The sequence below is a fragment of the Bordetella genomosp. 11 genome, assembly GCF_002261215.1.
In the GTDB taxonomy this organism is placed as follows: domain Bacteria; phylum Pseudomonadota; class Gammaproteobacteria; order Burkholderiales; family Burkholderiaceae_B; genus Bordetella_C.
Window position 1 is genome coordinate 1,129,115 of record NZ_NEVS01000001.1, and the last position, 16,330, is coordinate 1,145,444.

The following is a 16,330-nucleotide window of genomic DNA, read 5'->3' on the forward strand; positions in this document are numbered from 1 at the left end:
TGCCGCTTTCCTTCATGCCGCCTTATTTGCCCAGCCACTTGGCGCTGATCTGCGCGTATTCGCCGCTGGCCTGGGCCAGATGCAGCCACTGGTCCACGAAGTGCTTGAACACCTCGTCGCCCTGCGGCAGCAGATAGGCCATCTCCGCATATTGCAGCGGCTTGTCGGGGTTGACCGCGCACAGTTCCGGGTGGGCCTTGCTTTGGACGATGGCTTCGGCGGCCTCGGTGACGAAGACGTCGGCCTGGCCCTTGATCAGTTCGTCGAAGATCGTCAGGTTATCCGGGTGCATGGTCAGTTTCGCGTGGCTCAGCCGTGTCTTCGCGAAGCGTTCGTTGCTGCCGCCGGGGTTGGCGATGACGCGTACCGAGGGCTGGTCGATGGCTTCGATCGTCTGGAAGCGGGAGACGTTCTCGCAGCGCGTCAGCGGCGTCTTGCCGTTGATCATATAGGGAATGCTGAAGTACGCCTGCTTCTGGCGTTCCAGCGATACCGAAATCCCGCCCACCGCGATATCGCATTTGCCGGCGACGAAATCCGGCAGCAGGTTCGACCAGCTCGTCTTGATGTATTCCGGCTTGGCTTTAAGGGCCGTCGCCAGGGTCTGCATCAGGTCGATATCGATGCCTTCGAACTGTCCCGGCGCGTGCTGGAAGCTGAAAGGCTTGTAGTCGCCGGGCGTACAGACGCGCAGCACTCCGCTTTTCTCGATGCGCGCCAGTGCCGGGCCGGAAACGGGAGAGGGGGCGGTCGCGGGCGCCTGGGCAAACGCGAACGCCTGGACGGACAGCAGGACAAGGGCGGCAAGGAACTTCATGGCGGGAATTCCATCGGAGGGAGGGTTGTCGTGTGCGTCAACTTTAAACGCTGCGGCGGCTTCCCTTCAGTGCGGGTTTGCACGGCTTGCCAGGCAAGACGGGTTATCGCAGCCGGCGCGCCGGCCGCGTTGCCATGCGTATCGCCCCGCCCGGCCGCGCTTTCGATCCCCAGGAGCATTTCATGCGGTACCTATTGGTTCTCCTTCTTGCCCTGTGCGGACCCGCCTGCGCGGCATCCGCGGGCGATGCCACCCGTTTTGCGCCAGGCCTGCAATTCCCCGAGGGCACGGTTTTCGTCGGCGCTGTTCTTTACTTCGTCGATTATGGCGCGGGCGATGTACTGCGGTTGGCGCAGGCCGGCCCCGAGGTGGCATGGCACGCGGCCGGGTGCGGCCCGAACGGGTTGCTGCCGCTGGCCGACGGCACGCTGCTTGTCGCCTGCTACGACGCGGGCACGGTGGAACAGCGCTCCCTGGATGGGCGGTTGCTGCGCACCCTTGACCACGGCGCGCGCGGCGAGCCTTTCGTCCGCCCCAACGATCTGGCCGCGGACGGCCGTGGCGGCGCTTATTTCACCGCTTCCGGCGGCGACGGCGGCATTCCGGGCAGGCTGTATCACTTGCCGGCGGGCCTGCAACGCGCCGACATGGTCGCCGACCACATCCAGAACGCCAACGGCGTCGCCCTGTCGCCCGACGGCGGCACGCTCTACCTGGGCGAGAGCACCACCGACAAGATCCTGCGATTCAAGGTGGCGCCGGACGGCAGCTTGCGCGATGGCGGCGACTTCCTGGTGCTGGACGAGCGCCTGCCGGGGACGGGCCGCCACACGCCGGATGGGGTGCGCACCGATCCGGCCGGCCGCCTGTTCGTCAGCCTCTACAATGGCGACGGCTTTGCCGTCTTCGGTCCGGACGGCCGCCTGCTGGCCACCCAGCCCCTGCCCGGTACCCACCACTCCAACCTGGCGATTTCGCCGGATCAGGCCTGGGTCTACGGAACGGTCAATGACAGCGAGGGCAGCCTGTACCGGGTCCGCAATCCCATGGCCCCGTCGTCGCCGCGATGAGGCGGCGCGGCGTGCGGGGATGGTGCCCGGGAAAGTCCGGACGGAAAAAACGACCGGGCCGCGGCTGACTCAGGAGGATCGCCATGACGAACAAAATACGGCTGGACAAATGGCTCTGGGCGGCGCGCTTCTACAAGACGCGCAGCCTTGCCGTGGAAGAGATCGGCAAGGGGCGGGTGTTGGTCAACGACCAGCCCGCCAAGCCCGCCCGCGAGGTCGGCGAGGGCGATTTCATCACCATACGCAAGAGCGATCCGCCCATCCGCGTGCTCGTGCGGGCGGTCAGCAACATACGCGGCCCCGCCACGGCGGCGCGCCTGATGTACGACGAGACACCGGACAGCATCGCCGCGCGCGAACGCGCCGCCGAAATGCGCCGGCTGGCGCCCGAACCGGCTTTGGATATCGTCCAGGGGCGTCCGACGAAGCGCGACCGTCGCCTGATCGACCAATTGCGCGGCAAATAGCGCTGGCGGGCCGCCCGGCCCGTGTCCGTAGCGTCGGCCTGAAGTCCCGGCGGGACCGCCGCCCGGGGCGCCGTTCAGCTGTCGGCGACCACGATGGTGGGTTCGCAGGCGATGGGAAAGTCGACCGAGTTGGCGATATAGCACTTGGCGTGCGCGACGTGATGCAGCCGTTGCGCTTCGGCGGGATCGCATCCCTGCCGGATGGCCACACGCGGACGCAATACGATGCCCGTGAAGCGGCCCGTGCCGTCGCTTTCCTTCATGGTGCCTTCGGCGGCGTCGGCATAATCCACCACCACGATGCCGGCATCCGCGCACAGGTGCAGGTACCACAGCTTGTGGCATGCCGATGCCGACGCGACCAGCAGGTCTTCCGGATTCCAGCGGGCGGCATCGCCCCGGAACGCGGGATCGGACGAACCCGGTATATCCGGCTTGCCATCCGCCCGGATCACATGATCCCGGCCATAGGCGCCGTAGCCGGACGTACCGCTGCCGCGATTGCCGGTCCACCGGACCTCGACGTGGTATTTGTGTTCGCCATGTGCCATTGCGTATGTCCACGGCCCCGCGGGCCTTCAGGTTCAGCGACGATTAAGCCTCGAGAATATCACCGGAGGTAGACTCCACCATCGGCCTTTTTTTCGACAAACAGGTGGAGACCATGGCGGATCACACGATGATCAAGGCGTTGCTGTTCGATGTGTTCGGAACGGTGGTGGATTGGCGTACCAGCGTCGCGCGGGAATTGCGTCCTTTCCTGGAAAAGCATGGGATCGCGGACGATCCCCATGATGTGGCGAACGCGTGGCGCAAGAAGTACCAGCCGGCATTGGACGAAGTCCGTTCCGGGCGGCGCCCCTTCGTCAAGCTGGATGTCCTGCACCGCGAGAACCTGGAAAAACTGCTGGCGGACTACCGGATCGACGTCGCCGCCCTGCCCGAGAAAACGCTCAACGACCTGAATCTGATCTGGCATCGCTTGCAGCCGTGGCCAGACTCCGTGGCGGGCCTGCGCCGGCTGAAGCAGCGCTTCATCATCGCGCCGATGTCCAACGGCAATATCCGGTTGATGACGGACATGGCAAAGCATGCCGGGCTGCCCTGGGATGCCATCCTGGGCGCGGAGGTCGTCAAGGCGTACAAGACTTCGCCGGAGGCCTACCTGAGGACCGCGGAAGTGCTGGACCTGCGGCCGGAGGAAATCTGCATGGTGGCCGCCCACAATTCCGATCTGGCCGCCGCCCGCAAATGCGGCTTCAGGACCGCCTTTATCCTGCGGCCGACGGAATACGGTCCGGCGCAGAAAACCAATCTGCGCGCCGAGCAGGACTGGGACTGGATCGCCGACGACATGGGGCATCTGGCCTCCCAGTTGGATTGTCCCGAGTGACGGACCGGCCCCGCGTCGCGACGCACGCGACCGAGGCAGCGGCGGCGCAACCGTCCCGCCGCATCGCGGCCCCGGCGGTGTCGTTTCCGCAGCGCGCATCGCCGCGTTCCACGGCGATGCGCCGCGCGGCCGGTTCGCCGGTCGCCAATGCGACCGTGTAAAGAGCGTTGATTCAAAAGAAGTTTTCCGGCGCCTGCATGGCCGCCAATCGGTCCTGACCGCACTCTCCCGATGATATTCTGCCCGCCCACCCAAGCATGGGGCGGGGGCAGCATTCTCCTGGAGGCATGCGGTGAATATCTTTCGAACAAAAAATATAGACGCCATGATCGCGTCGAGTCGTGCGTCCGGAAACCTCAAGAAGGTGCTGGGTCCGTTCGATCTGGTCTTGATGGGAATCGGCGCGATCATCGGGACGGGCATATTCGTTTTGACCGGAACGGGCGCGGTCACGGCGGGGCCCGCGCTGACCATTTCGTTCATCGTCGCGGCGCTGGCATGCGGATGCGCGGCATTCAGCTACGCGGAGTTCGCCTCCACGGTACCCGTCACGGGGTCCATCTATGCCTACAGCTACGCGACGCTGGGCGAGTTCGTCGCCTGGATGATCGGCTGGGACCTGATACTGGAATACGGCTTCGCCACCTCGGCCGTTTCCGCCGGATGGTCCGGCTACTTCCAATCGCTGCTAAGGGGCTTCGGCCTTCACCTTCCCACGGTGCTTACCGCCGCGCCGGGCGCGCTGCCCGGTGTCCATACCTGGATGGACCTGCCCGCGATGCTGATCATGCTGGCGCTGACGGCCATGCTTTCGATCGGCGTCAAGGAGTCGACGCGCGTCAACAATGCCATGGTGGTCATCAAGGTTGCCGTGGTGCTGTTGTTCATCGTCGTGGGCGTGCATCACGTTCAGCCGGCGAACTGGCATCCCTTCGCTCCCTTCGGATATACGGGGATATTCAGCGCCGCGGCCCTGGTCTTCTTCGCGTTCATCGGCTTCGATGCGGTGACTTCCGCGGCGGAAGAAGTGGCGCGGCCGGAGCGGAGCCTGCCGATCGGCATCATCGGTTCGCTGATCGTGTGCACCGTGCTGTATGTGGCGGTGGCCGCCATCATGACCGGCATCGTGCCTTACCAGCGCTTCCTGGGCGTCAACGATCCGATAGCGCTGGCGCTGAACTACGCGAAGGAAACCTGGATCGCCGGCTTCGTGGACGTGGGCGCGATCCTGGGCATGACGACGGTGATCCTGGTCATGACGTATGGACAGACGCGCATCCTCTACGCGATGTCACGCGACGGCCTGCTGCCGCGCCGGCTTTCGACGGTTCATCCGAAATACGGCACGCCCTTTCTGGCGACCTGGGTCGTGGGCATACTTTTCGGCATCGTGGCCGGGTTCGTGCGCTTGAGCACCCTTGCCGAGTTGATCAATATCGGCACGCTCGCCGCGTTCAGCCTGATCTCGATTGCCGTCATCGTCCTGCGCAAGACGCGTCCGGAACTGCGTCGAGGCTTCCGTTGCCCTGGCGTGCCCGTCGTGCCGGCCCTGGCCGTGGTGGCGTGCGTGACGCTCATGACCTACCTGCAGCCGCTTACGTGGCTGGCCTTCGGTGTCTGGCTTGCCATCGGGCTGGTCGTCTATTTCGCCTACGCCCGGCATCATTCCCTGCTGAACCGGCAAGAACCCGTGTCCGAACCCCCCGCCCTGGCGGTGGGCGGCGAACGGCGGTGACCTGCAAAAGAACAATGGCGGACCTGTCCGGGTCCGCCATCGAGGCAGTGGCGAGCGCCCGGGCAGGGCGCTCGCGGATCGTCCGTTAAAGATCGTCCATTAAGGATCGTCCGTTAGCGACCGTCCGTTAATCGTGCTCAGGCTACTTCAGGTCCATCTTTCTTCGCGGGCTTGACCAGGTCTTCGCGCTTCACGCCAAACCACATGGCCAGCGCGGCGGCCACGAAGACCGACGAATAGATACCGAACCAGATGCCGATGGTCAGCGCCATCGCGAAGTAGTGCAGGGTGGGGCCGCCGAAGAACAGCATCGACAGCACCATCATCTGCGTGGATCCGTGCGTGATGATGGTGCGCGAAATTGTCTGCGTGATCGCGCCGTTGATGACCTCCGGCACGGAAGCCTTGCGCTGCTTGCGGAAGTTTTCGCGGATCCGGTCCATGATGACCACGGATTCGTTCACCGAATACCCCAGCACCGCCAGCACGCCGGCCAGCACCGACAACGAGAATTCCCACTGGAAGAAGGCGAAGAACCCCAGGATGATGACCACGTCATGCAGGTTGGCGATGACGCCGGCCAGCGCGAACTTCCATTCGAAGCGGATGCCCAGGTAGACGACGATGCCCAGCACCACGAACAGCAGCGCCATCAAGCCGTTGTGCACCAGTTCCTGGCCCACCTGAGGCCCCACGTATTCCACGCGGCGAAGCTCCACCGACGGATCGGCCGCCTTCAGTTCCTTCAGCACCGCGTCGCTTTGCGCGGACGAGGTCTGGCCCGTCTGCAGCGGCAGGCGGATCAGCACATCGCGCGAGGTGCCGAAATTCTGCACCTGGAAATCCGAGTAGCCGAGCTTGCCTACCGCGCTGCGCACCGAGTCCAGCTGCGCGGTCTGCGCGTAGTTGACTTCCATCACCGTGCCGCCGGTGAATTCGATCGACAGGTGGAAGCCGCGTGTCAGGATGAAGAAAACCGCGGCCAGGAAGGTCACCGCGCTGATGATGTTGAGCACCAGCGCATGCCGCATGAACGGGATGGTGCGGTGAATGCGGAAGAATTCCATGTTTCGCCTTGCTTAGGGTTGGCCTTGGATATCGGGTCTTCAGGCCTTCGCCTTGGTGTCGCCGGACGGTTTCCATACCTGGCCGATCGAGACGCTGGCCAGCTTCTTGCGGCGGCCGTACCACAGGTTGGCCAGCGCGCGCACGCCCACGACCGACGAGAACATCGAGGTCAGGATGCCCAGGCAGTGCACCACCGCGAACCCGCGGATGGGGCCGGAGCCGAAGGCCAGCAGCGCCAGGCCGACGATCAGCGTCGTCAGGTTCGAGTCCAGGATGGTGCCCCACGCGCGCTCGAAGCCCTGGTGTATGGCCTGCTGCGGCGACGCTCCATTGCGCAGTTCTTCGCGTATCCGTTCGTTGATCAGCACGTTCGAGTCGATCGCCATCCCCAGTGTGAGGGCGATGGCGGCGATGCCGGGCAGGGTAAGCGTGGCCTGCAGCATGGACAGCACCGCGAGCAGCAGCAGTACGTTCACCGCCAGCCCGATGGTGGAGAAGACGCCGAACAGGCGGTAGTACAGGATGATGAAGACGGCGATCGCCAGGAAGCCGTACAGCGTGGACGCGAATCCCTTGGCGATGTTGTCCGCGCCCAGGCTGGGGCCGATCGTGCGTTCCTCGATGATGGACATCGGGGCGGCCAGCGCGCCGGCGCGCAGCAGCAGCGACGTATCGGCGGCTTCCTCGGCGGTCATGCTGCCGGAAATCTGCACCTGGCCGCCGGGGATTTCGCCGCGGATGACCGGCGCGGTGACCACTTCGCCCTTGCCGTTTTCGAACAGCAGGATGGCCATGCGCTTGCCCACGTTATCGCGCGTGACGTCGCGGAAGATGCGCGCGCCCTTGGCGTCCAGCGTCAGATGGACGGCCGGCTGCTGCGTCTGCGGGTCGCGGCCCGGCTGGGCGTCCTGAAGGTTTTCGCCGGTCAGGATGACCTGGCGGCGGACCAGGATGGGGCGGCCGTCGCGGTCGGTGTAGCGTTCCAGGCCGAAGGGGACGGTATTGGCGGCCAGCGCGGATTGCGCCGCCGGCGAATCGTCCACCATGCGGATTTCCAGGGTGGCGGTGCGGCCCAGGAGTTCCTTGGCCTTGGCCACGTCCTGCACGCCGGGCAGCTGCACGACGATGCGGTCGTTGCCCTGCTGCTGGATGACGGGCTCGGCCACGCCCAGTTCGTTGATGCGGTTGTGCAGCGTGTTGATGTTCTGCGTCAGCGCGCTTTCCTGCACCCGGGTAATCGAGGCCTGGCTGAGCGTGCCGACCAGTTGCGGCTTGGCGCCGTCGTTCTGGTCGACGAACTGCAGGTCCGGCATGCGCGTACGCAGGATCGAAACGGCCTTGTCGCGGCTATCGGCGTTGGCGAAGGTGGCGGTGATGGCCTGGCCCGTGCGGTCCACGCTGGCGCCGGCCACGTCCTGGTCGCGCAGCACGCTGCGGACATCGGCCGCCAGGGAGTCATAGCGGGCGCTCAGCGCGCCCTGCATGTCGATCTGCAGCAGGAAATACACCCCGCCGCGCAGGTCCAGGCCCAGGTACATCGGCTTGGGCTCGAACCAGCCCAGGGCGCGCATCCATGCAGGCGAGGCGGGCAGCAGGTTCAGCGCCACCGTGTAATGCGGGTCGCCGGGAACGGTATTCAGGGTCTTGTCGAGCAGGTCGCGCGCCTGCAGCTGCTGGTCGGTGGACGAGAAGCGCGCGCGGATGGTGCCCAGCGGGCCGTTTTGCTCGTAGAAAGCGCCAACGGTGGGGATTTTGGCCTGGGCCAGGATCTGTTCGACCGTGCCGAGCAGGGCGTTGTCGACCTTGACCGTCGCCTTCGCGCTGGAAATCTGCACCGCGGGGGATTCGCCGTAGAAATTGGGCAGCGTGTACAGCAGGCCGATGACGACCGCGATCAGGACCGTAAGGTATTTCCAGAGGGGATAGCGGTTCATGGCCGGCTACTGATTTTGACGAATGACGGTTGAGGCAAAAGGCCGGGGGCACTGCGGGATTGCCCGGGCGGCATGTGCATCGCCCGGGCCACACTCGGACGCTTACAGCGCCTTGATGGTTCCCTTGGGCAGTACGGTGGAGACGGCGGATTTCTGGACGACCACTTCCACCGGCTTGTCGCCGCTTTCGGCGATCTCCACGGTGATATAGGTATCCGTGACACGGGTCACCTTGCCCAGCACGCCGCCGGCGGTGACGACTTCGTCGCCTTTGCTCAGCGCGGCCAGCAGGTTCCGGTGCTCTTTCTGGCGCTTCATCTGGGGCCGGATCATCAGGAAATACAGAATGACGAACATCAAGACGATGGGCAGGATGTTCATCAGCGCGCTTTCGGTGGCGGCTGCTTGGGCGACGACAACGCCTAGGGTGTCGGTAAAGGACATCGGGTTCTCCTGAAGGGATCCGCCGCGCGGATCCGGTTATTGGGTTTTTGGTCTGATTTTGCGTTTTTTCGCGAGCCTGCGCATGGAGGGCAGCCCGCTATTGTATCGGAGCCGCCCGCGGGGGAAAGCCTCGTCCCCCCAGGAGCGGCATCGCCGGCCGCCGGGCGGGCGCGGCGCGCCCCGGCGGCGGCCGGACACGCCGCTAATCCACGCCGCGCGCCCGGTCGGCGGCAAATTGCGCCCGCCAGGCCTCGAAGCGGCCGGCCGCGATCGCTTCGCGCATCTCGCTCATCAGGGTCAGGTAGAAATGCAGGTTGTGCAGGGTGTTCAGCCGTGCCCCGGTGATCTCGTTGGCACGCTGCAGATGATGCAGATAGGCCCGGCTGAAGTTCCCGCAGGTATGGCAGCCGCAGGTCGGGTCCAGCGGCCGGGTGTCGTCCCGGTAGCGGGCATTGCGGATCTTGACGTCGCCGTAGCGCGTGAACAGCCAGCCGTTGCGGGCGTTGCGGGTGGGCATGACGCAGTCGAACATGTCCACGCCCTGCGCGACGCCGGCCACCAGGTCTTCCGGCGTTCCCACCCCCATCAGGTAGCGCGGCGCCCCGGCGGGCAGGCGCGGCGCCACGTGCGCCAGGATGCGCATCATGTCCGCTTTGGGCTCGCCCACGGACAGGCCGCCGATCGCATAGCCATGGAAGCCGATGTCCAGCAGGCCGGCCAGCGATTCGTCGCGCAGCCGCTCGTACATGCCTCCCTGGACGATGCCGAACAGCGCATTCGGGTTGGCCAGCTGGTCGAAGGCGTCGCGCGATCGCCGCGCCCAGCGCAGCGACATCCGCATCGAGCGCGCGGCTTCGTCTTCCGTGGCCGCGCGGCCGTCGATTTCATAGGGCGTGCATTCGTCGAACACCATGACGATGTCGGAATTCAGCGCGCGCTGGATGCGCATGGATTCCTCTGGCGTCAGGAACAGGCGCGCGCCGTCGATGGGCGAGGCGAAGCGGACGCCTTCCTCGGTGATCTTGCGCATGCCTTGCAGGCTGAACACCTGGAAACCGCCGGAATCGGTCAGGATGGGCTTGTTCCAGCCCATGAAACCGTGCAGGCCGCCATGCTTTTCCATGACTTCGGTGCCCGGGCGCAGCCACAGGTGGAAGGTATTGCCCAGCACGATCTGCGCGCCGATGTCCGCCAGCTCGTGCGGCAGCATGGCCTTGACGCTGCCGTAGGTGCCAACGGGCATGAAAATCGGGGTTTCCACGACGCCGTGGTTCAGCGTCATGCGGCCGCGCCGCGCGGCGCCATCGGTGGCAAGCAGTTGAAAATCGAGTCCGGTCATGATGTCTGGGCCGCGGCCGCTTCGATGAACATGGCGTCGCCGTAGCTGAAGAAACGGTAGCGTTGCGCCACGGCATGGGCATAGGCGCGACGGATGGGTTCCATGCCCGCCAGCGCCGACACCATCATCAATAGCGTGGACTGCGGCAAGTGGAAATTGGTGATCAGGGCGTCCAGCGCCTTGAAGCGATATCCCGGCGTGATGAACAGCCGGGTATCGCCCTGCGTGGCCTGCAGCGGAAACTGCTGGGCGGCGGCCGATTCCAGCGCGCGCGCGCTGGTCGTTCCCACCGCGACGACGCGCCCGCCCGCCGCCCGGGCGGCGGCGACGGCATCCGCGGTGGCCTGGGGGACGGTGTACCACTCGGCATGCATGACGTGGTCGGCGATGTTTTCCACGCGCACGGGCTGGAAAGTGCCGGCGCCGACGTGCAGGGTAACGAATGCCCGCGCCACGCCCAGCGCCTGCAGGCGGTCCAGCATGGCCTGGTCGAAGTGCAGCCCGGCGGTAGGGGCCGCCACGGCGCCGGGTTCGCGCGCGTAGACGGTCTGGTAGCGCGTTTCGTCCTCGGCGTCGGCCGCGTGCGCGATGTAGGGCGGCAGCGGCGTGGCGCCGTGGGCATCCAGCAGCGCCAGCACATCGGCGGGAAACTCCAGGTCGAAGAGTTCGCCCGCGCGGCCGTGCACCACGGCGTCGAAAGCGTCCGCCAGGCGCAGGACCGTACCCGGTCCTGGGGATTTGCTGGCGCGCACGTGGGCCAGCGCGCGGCGCGGGCCGGTGATGCGCTCGACCAGGACTTCGATCCTGCCGCCGCTGGCCTTGTGGCCGGTCAGCCGCGCCTTGATCACGCGCGTGTCGTTGAATACCAGCAGATCGCCCGGCCGCAGCAGGGCCGCGATGTCGGCGAAACGCCGATCGTGCAGGCCCCCTTGCGCATCCAGGTGCAGCAGGCGGCTGCCGCCGCGCTCGGCGCTGGGATGCTGGGCGATGAGCTCCGGCGGCAGTTCGTAGTCGAAGTCGGACAGGCGATGGGAAGGTGGAATGGACGGGGACACGCTGGATGTGGAAATCGTGACAAGCGAACCGGCAATTGTAGTAGGCCGGCCGCACGGCGCCGTTCATGCAAGGTATCCTTGGCGCTTTTGGCGGTTCGGCGACGGAAGCGGGCGGGGAATGATCGAGCGGTGGTTCGGGTGGATGGCTGGGTTGGCGGGGCGGGCGGCAGCCGGCTTGCTGGCCATATCGATAATGGGCGTGGCGCCGGGCGCGGCGCGCGCCCAGGGCCTGGCGCCCGCTTCGACCAATGCGTTGCCGCATGAACTGGCGTCGGCCTGGCGCGCCAGCAAGCTGCCCGGCGGGTCGCTGTCGCTGGTGGTGCAGGAATTGGGCGGACAGCGGCTGCTTTCCATCAACGCCAAGCAGCCGCGCAATCCCGCCTCCGTGATGAAGCTGGTCACCACCTGGTCGGCGCTGTCCAGCCTCGGGCCCGATTACGTCTGGCGCACGGAACTGCTGTCGGATCCGGGGGCGCGCCTGGGGGCCAATGGCGTGCTGGCCGGTCCGCTGTACCTGCGTGCCAGCGGCGACCCCTTGTTCCTGATGCAGGACTTGTGGAGCCTGCTGCGCGATCTGCGCCTGCACGGAGTCCGGCAAATCGGCGATCTGGTGATCGACCGCACCATATTCGGGGCGGTCGCCACCGACCCCGGCGCCTTCGACGGCGCGCCCGACCGTCCTTATAACGCCAGTCCCGACGCGCTCATGGTGGGCTTCGGGGCGGTACGCCTGGCGTTCCTGCCCGATCCCGTCGCGCGGCGCTGGCGCCCCGTGATCGATCCGCCGGTGCCGGGCGTCACCGTCGAGGGGCAGGTCGAATGGAGCGACGCGGTCTGTCCCGGCGCGCCGGAAGTCGCCACCGAGCCCCTCATTACGCAGGCGGGCATCACGCTGCGCGTGGCCGGCAAGGTCGCCGGTTCCTGCGGAGAATTCAGCCTGTACCGCCTGGCGCTGTCCCAGCCGGACTACGCGACCGCGGTCTTCCGCCTGCTGTGGCGCGAACTGGGCGGCACCTTTACCGGCCAGGTGCGCGCCGGCATGGTTCCGCCGGATGCCGTGCCCCTGGTCGCCCATGACTCGCCGCCGCTGTCCGACATCATCCGCGCGATCAATAAGCGCAGCAATAATGTCATGGCGCGCCTCCTGCTGCTGACCATGGGCGCGGAAGAGGGGCGTCGTCCCGCCACGCCGGCCACCGGCGCGGCGGTCGTGCGCCGGGTGCTGGACAGCCAGGGGCTATCCATGCCGGAGCTGGTCATCGACAATGGATCGGGCCTGTCCCGTATCGGCCGCGTTTCCGCGGACAGCCTGGCCTCGCTGCTGACCGTGGCATGGAATTCGCCCTATATGCCGGAATTCATGTCTTCGCTGGCGATCGCCGGGGTCGACGGTACGGTGCGCCGTCGTCTGCGTGACAAGGATACGCGGGGGATGGCCCACCTGAAGACCGGCTCATTGGCCAATGTGCGCGCGATAGCGGGCTACGTGCTGGGCAACAGCGGCAAGCGCTATGTCGTCGTCAGCATCGTCAACGACGAGCGCGCCGATGCCGTGCGCCCCTTCGACGATGCGCTCATCAAGTGGCTGGCCGATCGCTGAGCGCCCGGCTACGATTCGACCCATCGATATCGGAGAACCGCAATGCCCGTGCACGAAATACGTCATCCGCTGATCCGCCACAAGCTGGGCATCATGCGCCGCGCCGACCTGAGCACCAAAAGTTTCCGTGAGCTATCCCAGGAAGTCGCCGCCCTGCTTACCTACGAGGCATGCAAGGACCTGCCCCTCGAACCGTGCCAGATACAGGGCTGGAGCGGCACCGTGGACGTGGAAAAGCTGGCCGGCAAGAAGATCACCGTGGTGCCCATCCTGCGGGCCGGCATCGGCATGCTCGACGGGGTGCTGACGCTGGTGCCCGGCGCGAAGGTCAGCGTGGTGGGGCTGGCGCGCAACGAGGAAACCCTGCAGGCCCATACCTATCTGGAGCGTCTGGTCGCCGAGCTGGACCAGCGCGTGGCGCTGATCGTGGACCCGATGCTCGCGACCGGCGGCTCGATGTGCGCGACCATCGATATGCTCAAGCGCGCCGGCTGCCGCGACATCCGCGCGCTGGTGCTTGTGGCCGCGCCCGAAGGCATCGCGCGGCTCGACCGGGAGCATCCCGACGTCCAGGTCTATACGGCGTCGATCGACCAGGGCCTGAACCAGGACGGCTACATCATCCCCGGCCTGGGCGACGCCGGCGACCGCATTTTCGGCACCCGCCAGACCGCCGAATAGGCGCCTGGCCGCCAGGCGGAAACGCGGCTCCCGCCCGGCTCGCCTTCACCCGGCCGTCGCGGCGGCCATGCCGTCGATATGTTCCCCGAACCAGTGCAGCTCGTTGGCCAGTGCGGCCACGCTGCCGACGATCAGCAGGGCGGGCGCGTGGATGGCATGCGCCCGTGCCAGCTCCGCCAGGTCTTCCAGCCGTCCGGTCAGTACCCGCTGTTCGGGCCGGCTGCCGTTTTCCACCAGGGCGAAGGGCGTATCGGCCGGCCGGCCGTGTTCCCGTAGCCCCCGCGACAGCGGCTCCAGCTGGCCGACGCCCATATAGAACGCCAGGGTCTGGTTACCGGCGGCCAGCGCCGCCCAATCCGGGGCGGCGGCATCGTCGCGGCAATGCGCGGTGATCAGGTGCAGGGACTGGGCGTGGTCCCGGTGCGTCAGCGGAATGCCGGCGTGCGCCGCGCAGGCCAGCGCCGCCGTTACTCCGGGCACCACTTCGTAGGGTACGCCGTGGGCGCGCAGGTGCTGCAGCTCCTCGCCGCCCCGCCCGAAAATGAACGCATCGCCGCCCTTGAGCCGCACCACGCGCCGCCCGTGCCGCGCCTGCTCGACCATCAAGGCGTGGATGCGTGCCTGCGTGGCGGCGTGATCTTCGCCCGGGCGCTTGCCCACGTCGATGCGTTCGGCGTCGCGCCGCGCCAGCGAGAGGATCCCGTCGCCGACCAGGCGGTCGTACAGGATGACGTCGGCTTCGTTCAAGGCCCGCAACGCCTTGAGCGTCAGCAGGCCGGGGTCGCCGGGGCCGGCACCCACCAGCACTACACTGCCGGCCGGCGTTTGCTGGGGTTGCGCCAGGGCGGTTTCCAGGGCCTGCGCGGCCTGCTCCGGCCGAGCCTGCCGCAGCAGCGCCGCAACGGGGCCGTCCAGCAGGCGGTCGTAGAAGCGTCGCCGGGCGCCGAGGTCCGGCAGCCGTTCCCGGATGCGGGTGCGGTAGCGCGCCGCCAGCTCGGCCAGCGGACCCAGCGCGTGATCGAACATCGATTCGATGCGTTCCCGCAGCCGCCTGGCCAGTACCGGGGCCACGCCGGAAGAAGAAATCGCCACGATGAGCGGCGACCGGTCGACGATGGACGGCACCTGGAAAGAAGACAGGGCGGGATCGTCCACCACATTGGCCAGGATGCGGCGCGCCCCGGCTGCCGCGGCCACCTGCGCATTGACCTGGGCGTCATCGGTGGCCGCTACCACCAGCCAGGCGTCGTCCAGCCAGCCATCGTGGAAGCGTCCTGCCAGGTGGGCCACTTTGCCGTCCCGGACCATGGCTGACAGCTCGGCATTCAATTCCGGCGCGCCCACGCGTACGAACGCGCCGGCCTCCAGCAACGCTTGGGCCTTGCGCGCGGCGACGGCGCCGCCGCCTACCACCAGCACCAGGCGCTGGTTCAGGTCGGCAAACAGGGGAAATAGCTTCATGGCGGGTGCGGAGGAGGGAGCGGCACGAGCCCATTTCCGCGATGCGGCATGGGCAGGGCCTCCATTCTAGGAAGCCGGCTTCCAGCGTGGAACGAAGATGTGGGTATGTTTATATAAACAAAAGAAATATTTGTGTAGGGTTTTATGTCCGGGCGGCATATGCGGCGCGCGGTCCGCATGCGGGCCCGGCACGCGCCGGAGTCGGCCGCGGCAGGCGGATGCGGGGCGAACAGGTGGGCGCGCGCCCCGCGTGGCGCGGTGTAGTATCGATGCACCCGCCCGTTCCCATGGGCGGCCGTTTCGATGAGGTCTCCAATCGTGTATCCGCATTCTCCTCATGACGCCGCGCCGGCCTGCCTCCCGTCGCCGGGGCGTTCTACGCTGCGGAAGCCGCCGCGCGCGGCGGCTGTTCCGGTGTACGGTGCTCTGGCCGCCATCGCCATGCTGCTGGCCGCCGGCAACGCGCAAGCCGGCGTCTGCGATGCCCAATTCATCCGCAACGGCGGACAGGTGCAGTTGACGGGCTCCGGCAACTTGCAACTGGGCGCCGACCTGGCGTTTGCTGACGTAACCAAAAGCAATGGCGAAAACTGCCGCGCCCGGGTCACCGGCGTGGCCACGTTCTCCTATGCCGGCCTGCCGCCGGGCAAGTCCAGGCTGGACTATCTGATGACCGTCCACAACGGGCAGGCCAGTTTCGTGCGCTACGAAAGCGCCGGCGAAAGACCCGTGTCGGAAGGGCAGTTCGACCTGCGCATGCTGGGCCTGTTCGCCTACGACGGCAAAATCAGCGGGCCGGGCCAGAAACTGCCGGGCGCGAACTTCCGCCTGAATATCGGCAAAGAGGCCCCTGTGGGAGGGACGCCCAGTACCACCGTGCGCATCGGCCAGAAGACGGTCGGCACGCGACGCACGATGGATACGGCGCTCGGCAAGCAATCCTGCTGGCCGATTTCCTATCGGCGCGATACCGATCCGACCATGGCGACCTTCAAGGGCTTGACCATCCCCATCCCGGCGTTGAATACCACCGTCACCGATTGGTATTGCCCCGCCGTCAACCTGGTGATGAAGCAGGACATCGACCAGCAGGGCATTAAATCCGCCGTCGAAATAACCCAGATCAAATAAAGCCGCGTTGCATCGTGGCATGCTCTTACGGTCCGCGGCATGCCGCCGCGGACGTAGCAGTCGGTAGCAATAGGGGGCTTGAGGCAAAGCCCCGCTGGTATCATTGTTTCCGTCCAGGACATGCAACACAAGAAA

At 66.6% G+C, this 16,330-nt stretch carries 16 protein-coding genes; 8 read left to right on the forward strand and 8 right to left on the reverse strand.

The features are described 5' to 3' along the window. Window positions 1-22 precede the first annotated feature (22 nt). Window positions 23-817 (reverse strand): transporter substrate-binding domain-containing protein, encoded by a 795-nt coding sequence (locus CAL28_RS05065; RefSeq protein ID WP_094840261.1) that lies wholly within the window; start codon window positions 815-817, stop codon window positions 23-25. A gap of 182 nt (window positions 818-999) precedes the next feature. Here CAL28_RS05065 and CAL28_RS05070 point away from each other — a divergent pair, with 182 nt between their 5' ends. After that, the gene (locus tag CAL28_RS05070) at window positions 1,000-1,887 is read left to right on the forward strand and encodes an SMP-30/gluconolactonase/LRE family protein (protein ID WP_176463879.1); all 888 of its coding nucleotides are present in this window, start codon (window positions 1,000-1,002) and stop codon (window positions 1,885-1,887) included. Window positions 1,888-1,970: 83 nt separating this feature from the next. Next, a complete protein-coding gene (locus CAL28_RS05075) occupies window positions 1,971-2,354 on the forward strand; it encodes an RNA-binding S4 domain-containing protein (protein ID WP_094840263.1) in 384 nt (127 codons plus the stop codon). A gap of 74 nt (window positions 2,355-2,428) precedes the next feature. On the opposite strand, the gene CAL28_RS05080 is transcribed toward CAL28_RS05075, so the two are convergent. Further along, window positions 2,429-2,905 (reverse strand): OsmC family protein, encoded by a 477-nt coding sequence (locus CAL28_RS05080; protein WP_094840264.1) that lies wholly within the window; start codon window positions 2,903-2,905, stop codon window positions 2,429-2,431. A gap of 113 nt (window positions 2,906-3,018) precedes the next feature. Here CAL28_RS05080 and CAL28_RS05085 point away from each other — a divergent pair, with 113 nt between their 5' ends. The 3 genes from CAL28_RS05085 (at window position 3,019) to CAL28_RS05090 (ending at window position 5,482) form a co-directional block, all read left to right on the forward strand. Continuing rightward, window positions 3,019-3,747: a haloacid dehalogenase type II gene (locus tag CAL28_RS05085; protein WP_217906530.1), complete on the forward strand. Its 729-nt coding sequence runs from the start codon at window positions 3,019-3,021 to the stop codon at window positions 3,745-3,747. Next, window positions 3,744-3,908: a hypothetical protein gene (locus CAL28_RS29680; RefSeq protein ID WP_176463880.1), complete on the forward strand. Its 165-nt coding sequence runs from the start codon at window positions 3,744-3,746 to the stop codon at window positions 3,906-3,908. The genes CAL28_RS05085 and CAL28_RS29680 overlap by 4 nt, the downstream gene beginning before the upstream one ends. Before the next feature lie 131 nt (window positions 3,909-4,039). Continuing rightward, window positions 4,040-5,482 carry an amino acid permease gene (locus CAL28_RS05090; protein WP_094840265.1) on the forward strand — a complete coding sequence of 481 codons (1,443 nt, stop codon included), beginning with the start codon at window positions 4,040-4,042 and terminating at the stop codon, window positions 5,480-5,482. Between the two features lie 137 nt (window positions 5,483-5,619). On the opposite strand, the gene secF is transcribed toward CAL28_RS05090, so the two are convergent. From secF to queA, 5 genes are all read right to left on the reverse strand, one after another. Then, a complete protein-coding gene (secF, locus tag CAL28_RS05095; protein ID WP_094840266.1) occupies window positions 5,620-6,549 on the reverse strand; it encodes a protein translocase subunit SecF in 930 nt (309 codons plus the stop codon). Between the two features lie 39 nt (window positions 6,550-6,588). Continuing rightward, a complete protein-coding gene (secD, locus tag CAL28_RS05100) occupies window positions 6,589-8,484 on the reverse strand; it encodes a protein translocase subunit SecD (RefSeq protein ID WP_094840267.1) in 1,896 nt (631 codons plus the stop codon). Window positions 8,485-8,586: 102 nt separating this feature from the next. After that, a complete protein-coding gene (yajC, locus tag CAL28_RS05105; RefSeq protein WP_094840268.1) occupies window positions 8,587-8,928 on the reverse strand; it encodes a preprotein translocase subunit YajC in 342 nt (113 codons plus the stop codon). A gap of 202 nt (window positions 8,929-9,130) precedes the next feature. Continuing rightward, window positions 9,131-10,267 (reverse strand): tRNA guanosine(34) transglycosylase Tgt, encoded by a 1,137-nt coding sequence (gene tgt / locus CAL28_RS05110; RefSeq protein ID WP_094840269.1) that lies wholly within the window; start codon window positions 10,265-10,267, stop codon window positions 9,131-9,133. Continuing rightward, on the reverse strand, window positions 10,264-11,322 hold the full coding sequence (gene queA, locus CAL28_RS05115; protein ID WP_254925992.1) for a tRNA preQ1(34) S-adenosylmethionine ribosyltransferase-isomerase QueA: 1,059 nt from the start codon (window positions 11,320-11,322) through the stop codon (window positions 10,264-10,266). The genes tgt and queA overlap by 4 nt, the downstream gene beginning before the upstream one ends. A 193-nt stretch (window positions 11,323-11,515) precedes the next feature. On the opposite strand from queA, the gene dacB reads away from it, so the two are divergent. Beyond that, complete coding sequence (gene dacB, locus CAL28_RS05120) at window positions 11,516-12,922, forward strand: D-alanyl-D-alanine carboxypeptidase/D-alanyl-D-alanine endopeptidase (RefSeq protein WP_254926026.1); 1,407 nt, start codon at window positions 11,516-11,518, stop codon at window positions 12,920-12,922. A gap of 42 nt (window positions 12,923-12,964) precedes the next feature. Beyond that, window positions 12,965-13,603, forward strand: coding sequence for a uracil phosphoribosyltransferase (gene upp, locus CAL28_RS05125; protein WP_094840271.1), 639 nt, complete (start codon window positions 12,965-12,967; stop codon window positions 13,601-13,603). A 45-nt stretch (window positions 13,604-13,648) separates the two neighbouring features. Here upp and cysG read toward each other — a convergent pair whose 3' ends face one another. Further along, the gene (gene cysG, locus CAL28_RS05130) at window positions 13,649-15,064 is read right to left on the reverse strand and encodes a siroheme synthase CysG (RefSeq protein WP_094840272.1); all 1,416 of its coding nucleotides are present in this window, start codon (window positions 15,062-15,064) and stop codon (window positions 13,649-13,651) included. A 441-nt stretch (window positions 15,065-15,505) separates the two neighbouring features. Here cysG and CAL28_RS05135 point away from each other — a divergent pair, with 441 nt between their 5' ends. Further along, window positions 15,506-16,195, forward strand: a complete 690-nt coding sequence (locus tag CAL28_RS05135) for a hypothetical protein (protein WP_094840651.1) — start codon at window positions 15,506-15,508, stop codon at window positions 16,193-16,195. Window positions 16,196-16,330: the final 135 nt, after the last annotated feature.

Excerpts from the sequence above, each read along its gene's own strand:
- CAL28_RS05070 (WP_176463879.1), top strand. The coding sequence starts at position 1,000 with ATGCGGTACCTATTGGTTCTCCTTCTTGCCCTGTGCGGACCCGCCTGC.
- CAL28_RS05075 (WP_094840263.1), top strand. The coding sequence starts at position 1,971 with ATGACGAACAAAATACGGCTGGACAAATGGCTCTGGGCGGCGCGCTTC.
- secD (WP_094840267.1), bottom strand. The coding sequence starts at position 8,484 with ATGAACCGCTATCCCCTCTGGAAATACCTTACGGTCCTGATCGCGGTC.
- CAL28_RS05085 (WP_217906530.1), top strand. The coding sequence starts at position 3,019 with ATGGCGGATCACACGATGATCAAGGCGTTGCTGTTCGATGTGTTCGGA.
- tgt (WP_094840269.1), bottom strand. The coding sequence starts at position 10,267 with ATGACCGGACTCGATTTTCAACTGCTTGCCACCGATGGCGCCGCGCGG.
- secF (WP_094840266.1), bottom strand. The coding sequence starts at position 6,549 with ATGGAATTCTTCCGCATTCACCGCACCATCCCGTTCATGCGGCATGCG.
- upp (WP_094840271.1), top strand. The coding sequence starts at position 12,965 with ATGCCCGTGCACGAAATACGTCATCCGCTGATCCGCCACAAGCTGGGC.
- CAL28_RS05135 (WP_094840651.1), top strand. The coding sequence starts at position 15,506 with ATGCTGCTGGCCGCCGGCAACGCGCAAGCCGGCGTCTGCGATGCCCAA.
- dacB (WP_254926026.1), top strand. The coding sequence starts at position 11,516 with ATGGGCGTGGCGCCGGGCGCGGCGCGCGCCCAGGGCCTGGCGCCCGCT.
- yajC (WP_094840268.1), bottom strand. The coding sequence starts at position 8,928 with ATGTCCTTTACCGACACCCTAGGCGTTGTCGTCGCCCAAGCAGCCGCC.
- CAL28_RS05080 (WP_094840264.1), bottom strand. The coding sequence starts at position 2,905 with ATGGCACATGGCGAACACAAATACCACGTCGAGGTCCGGTGGACCGGC.
- CAL28_RS05065 (WP_094840261.1), bottom strand. The coding sequence starts at position 817 with ATGAAGTTCCTTGCCGCCCTTGTCCTGCTGTCCGTCCAGGCGTTCGCG.
- cysG (WP_094840272.1), bottom strand. The coding sequence starts at position 15,064 with ATGAAGCTATTTCCCCTGTTTGCCGACCTGAACCAGCGCCTGGTGCTG.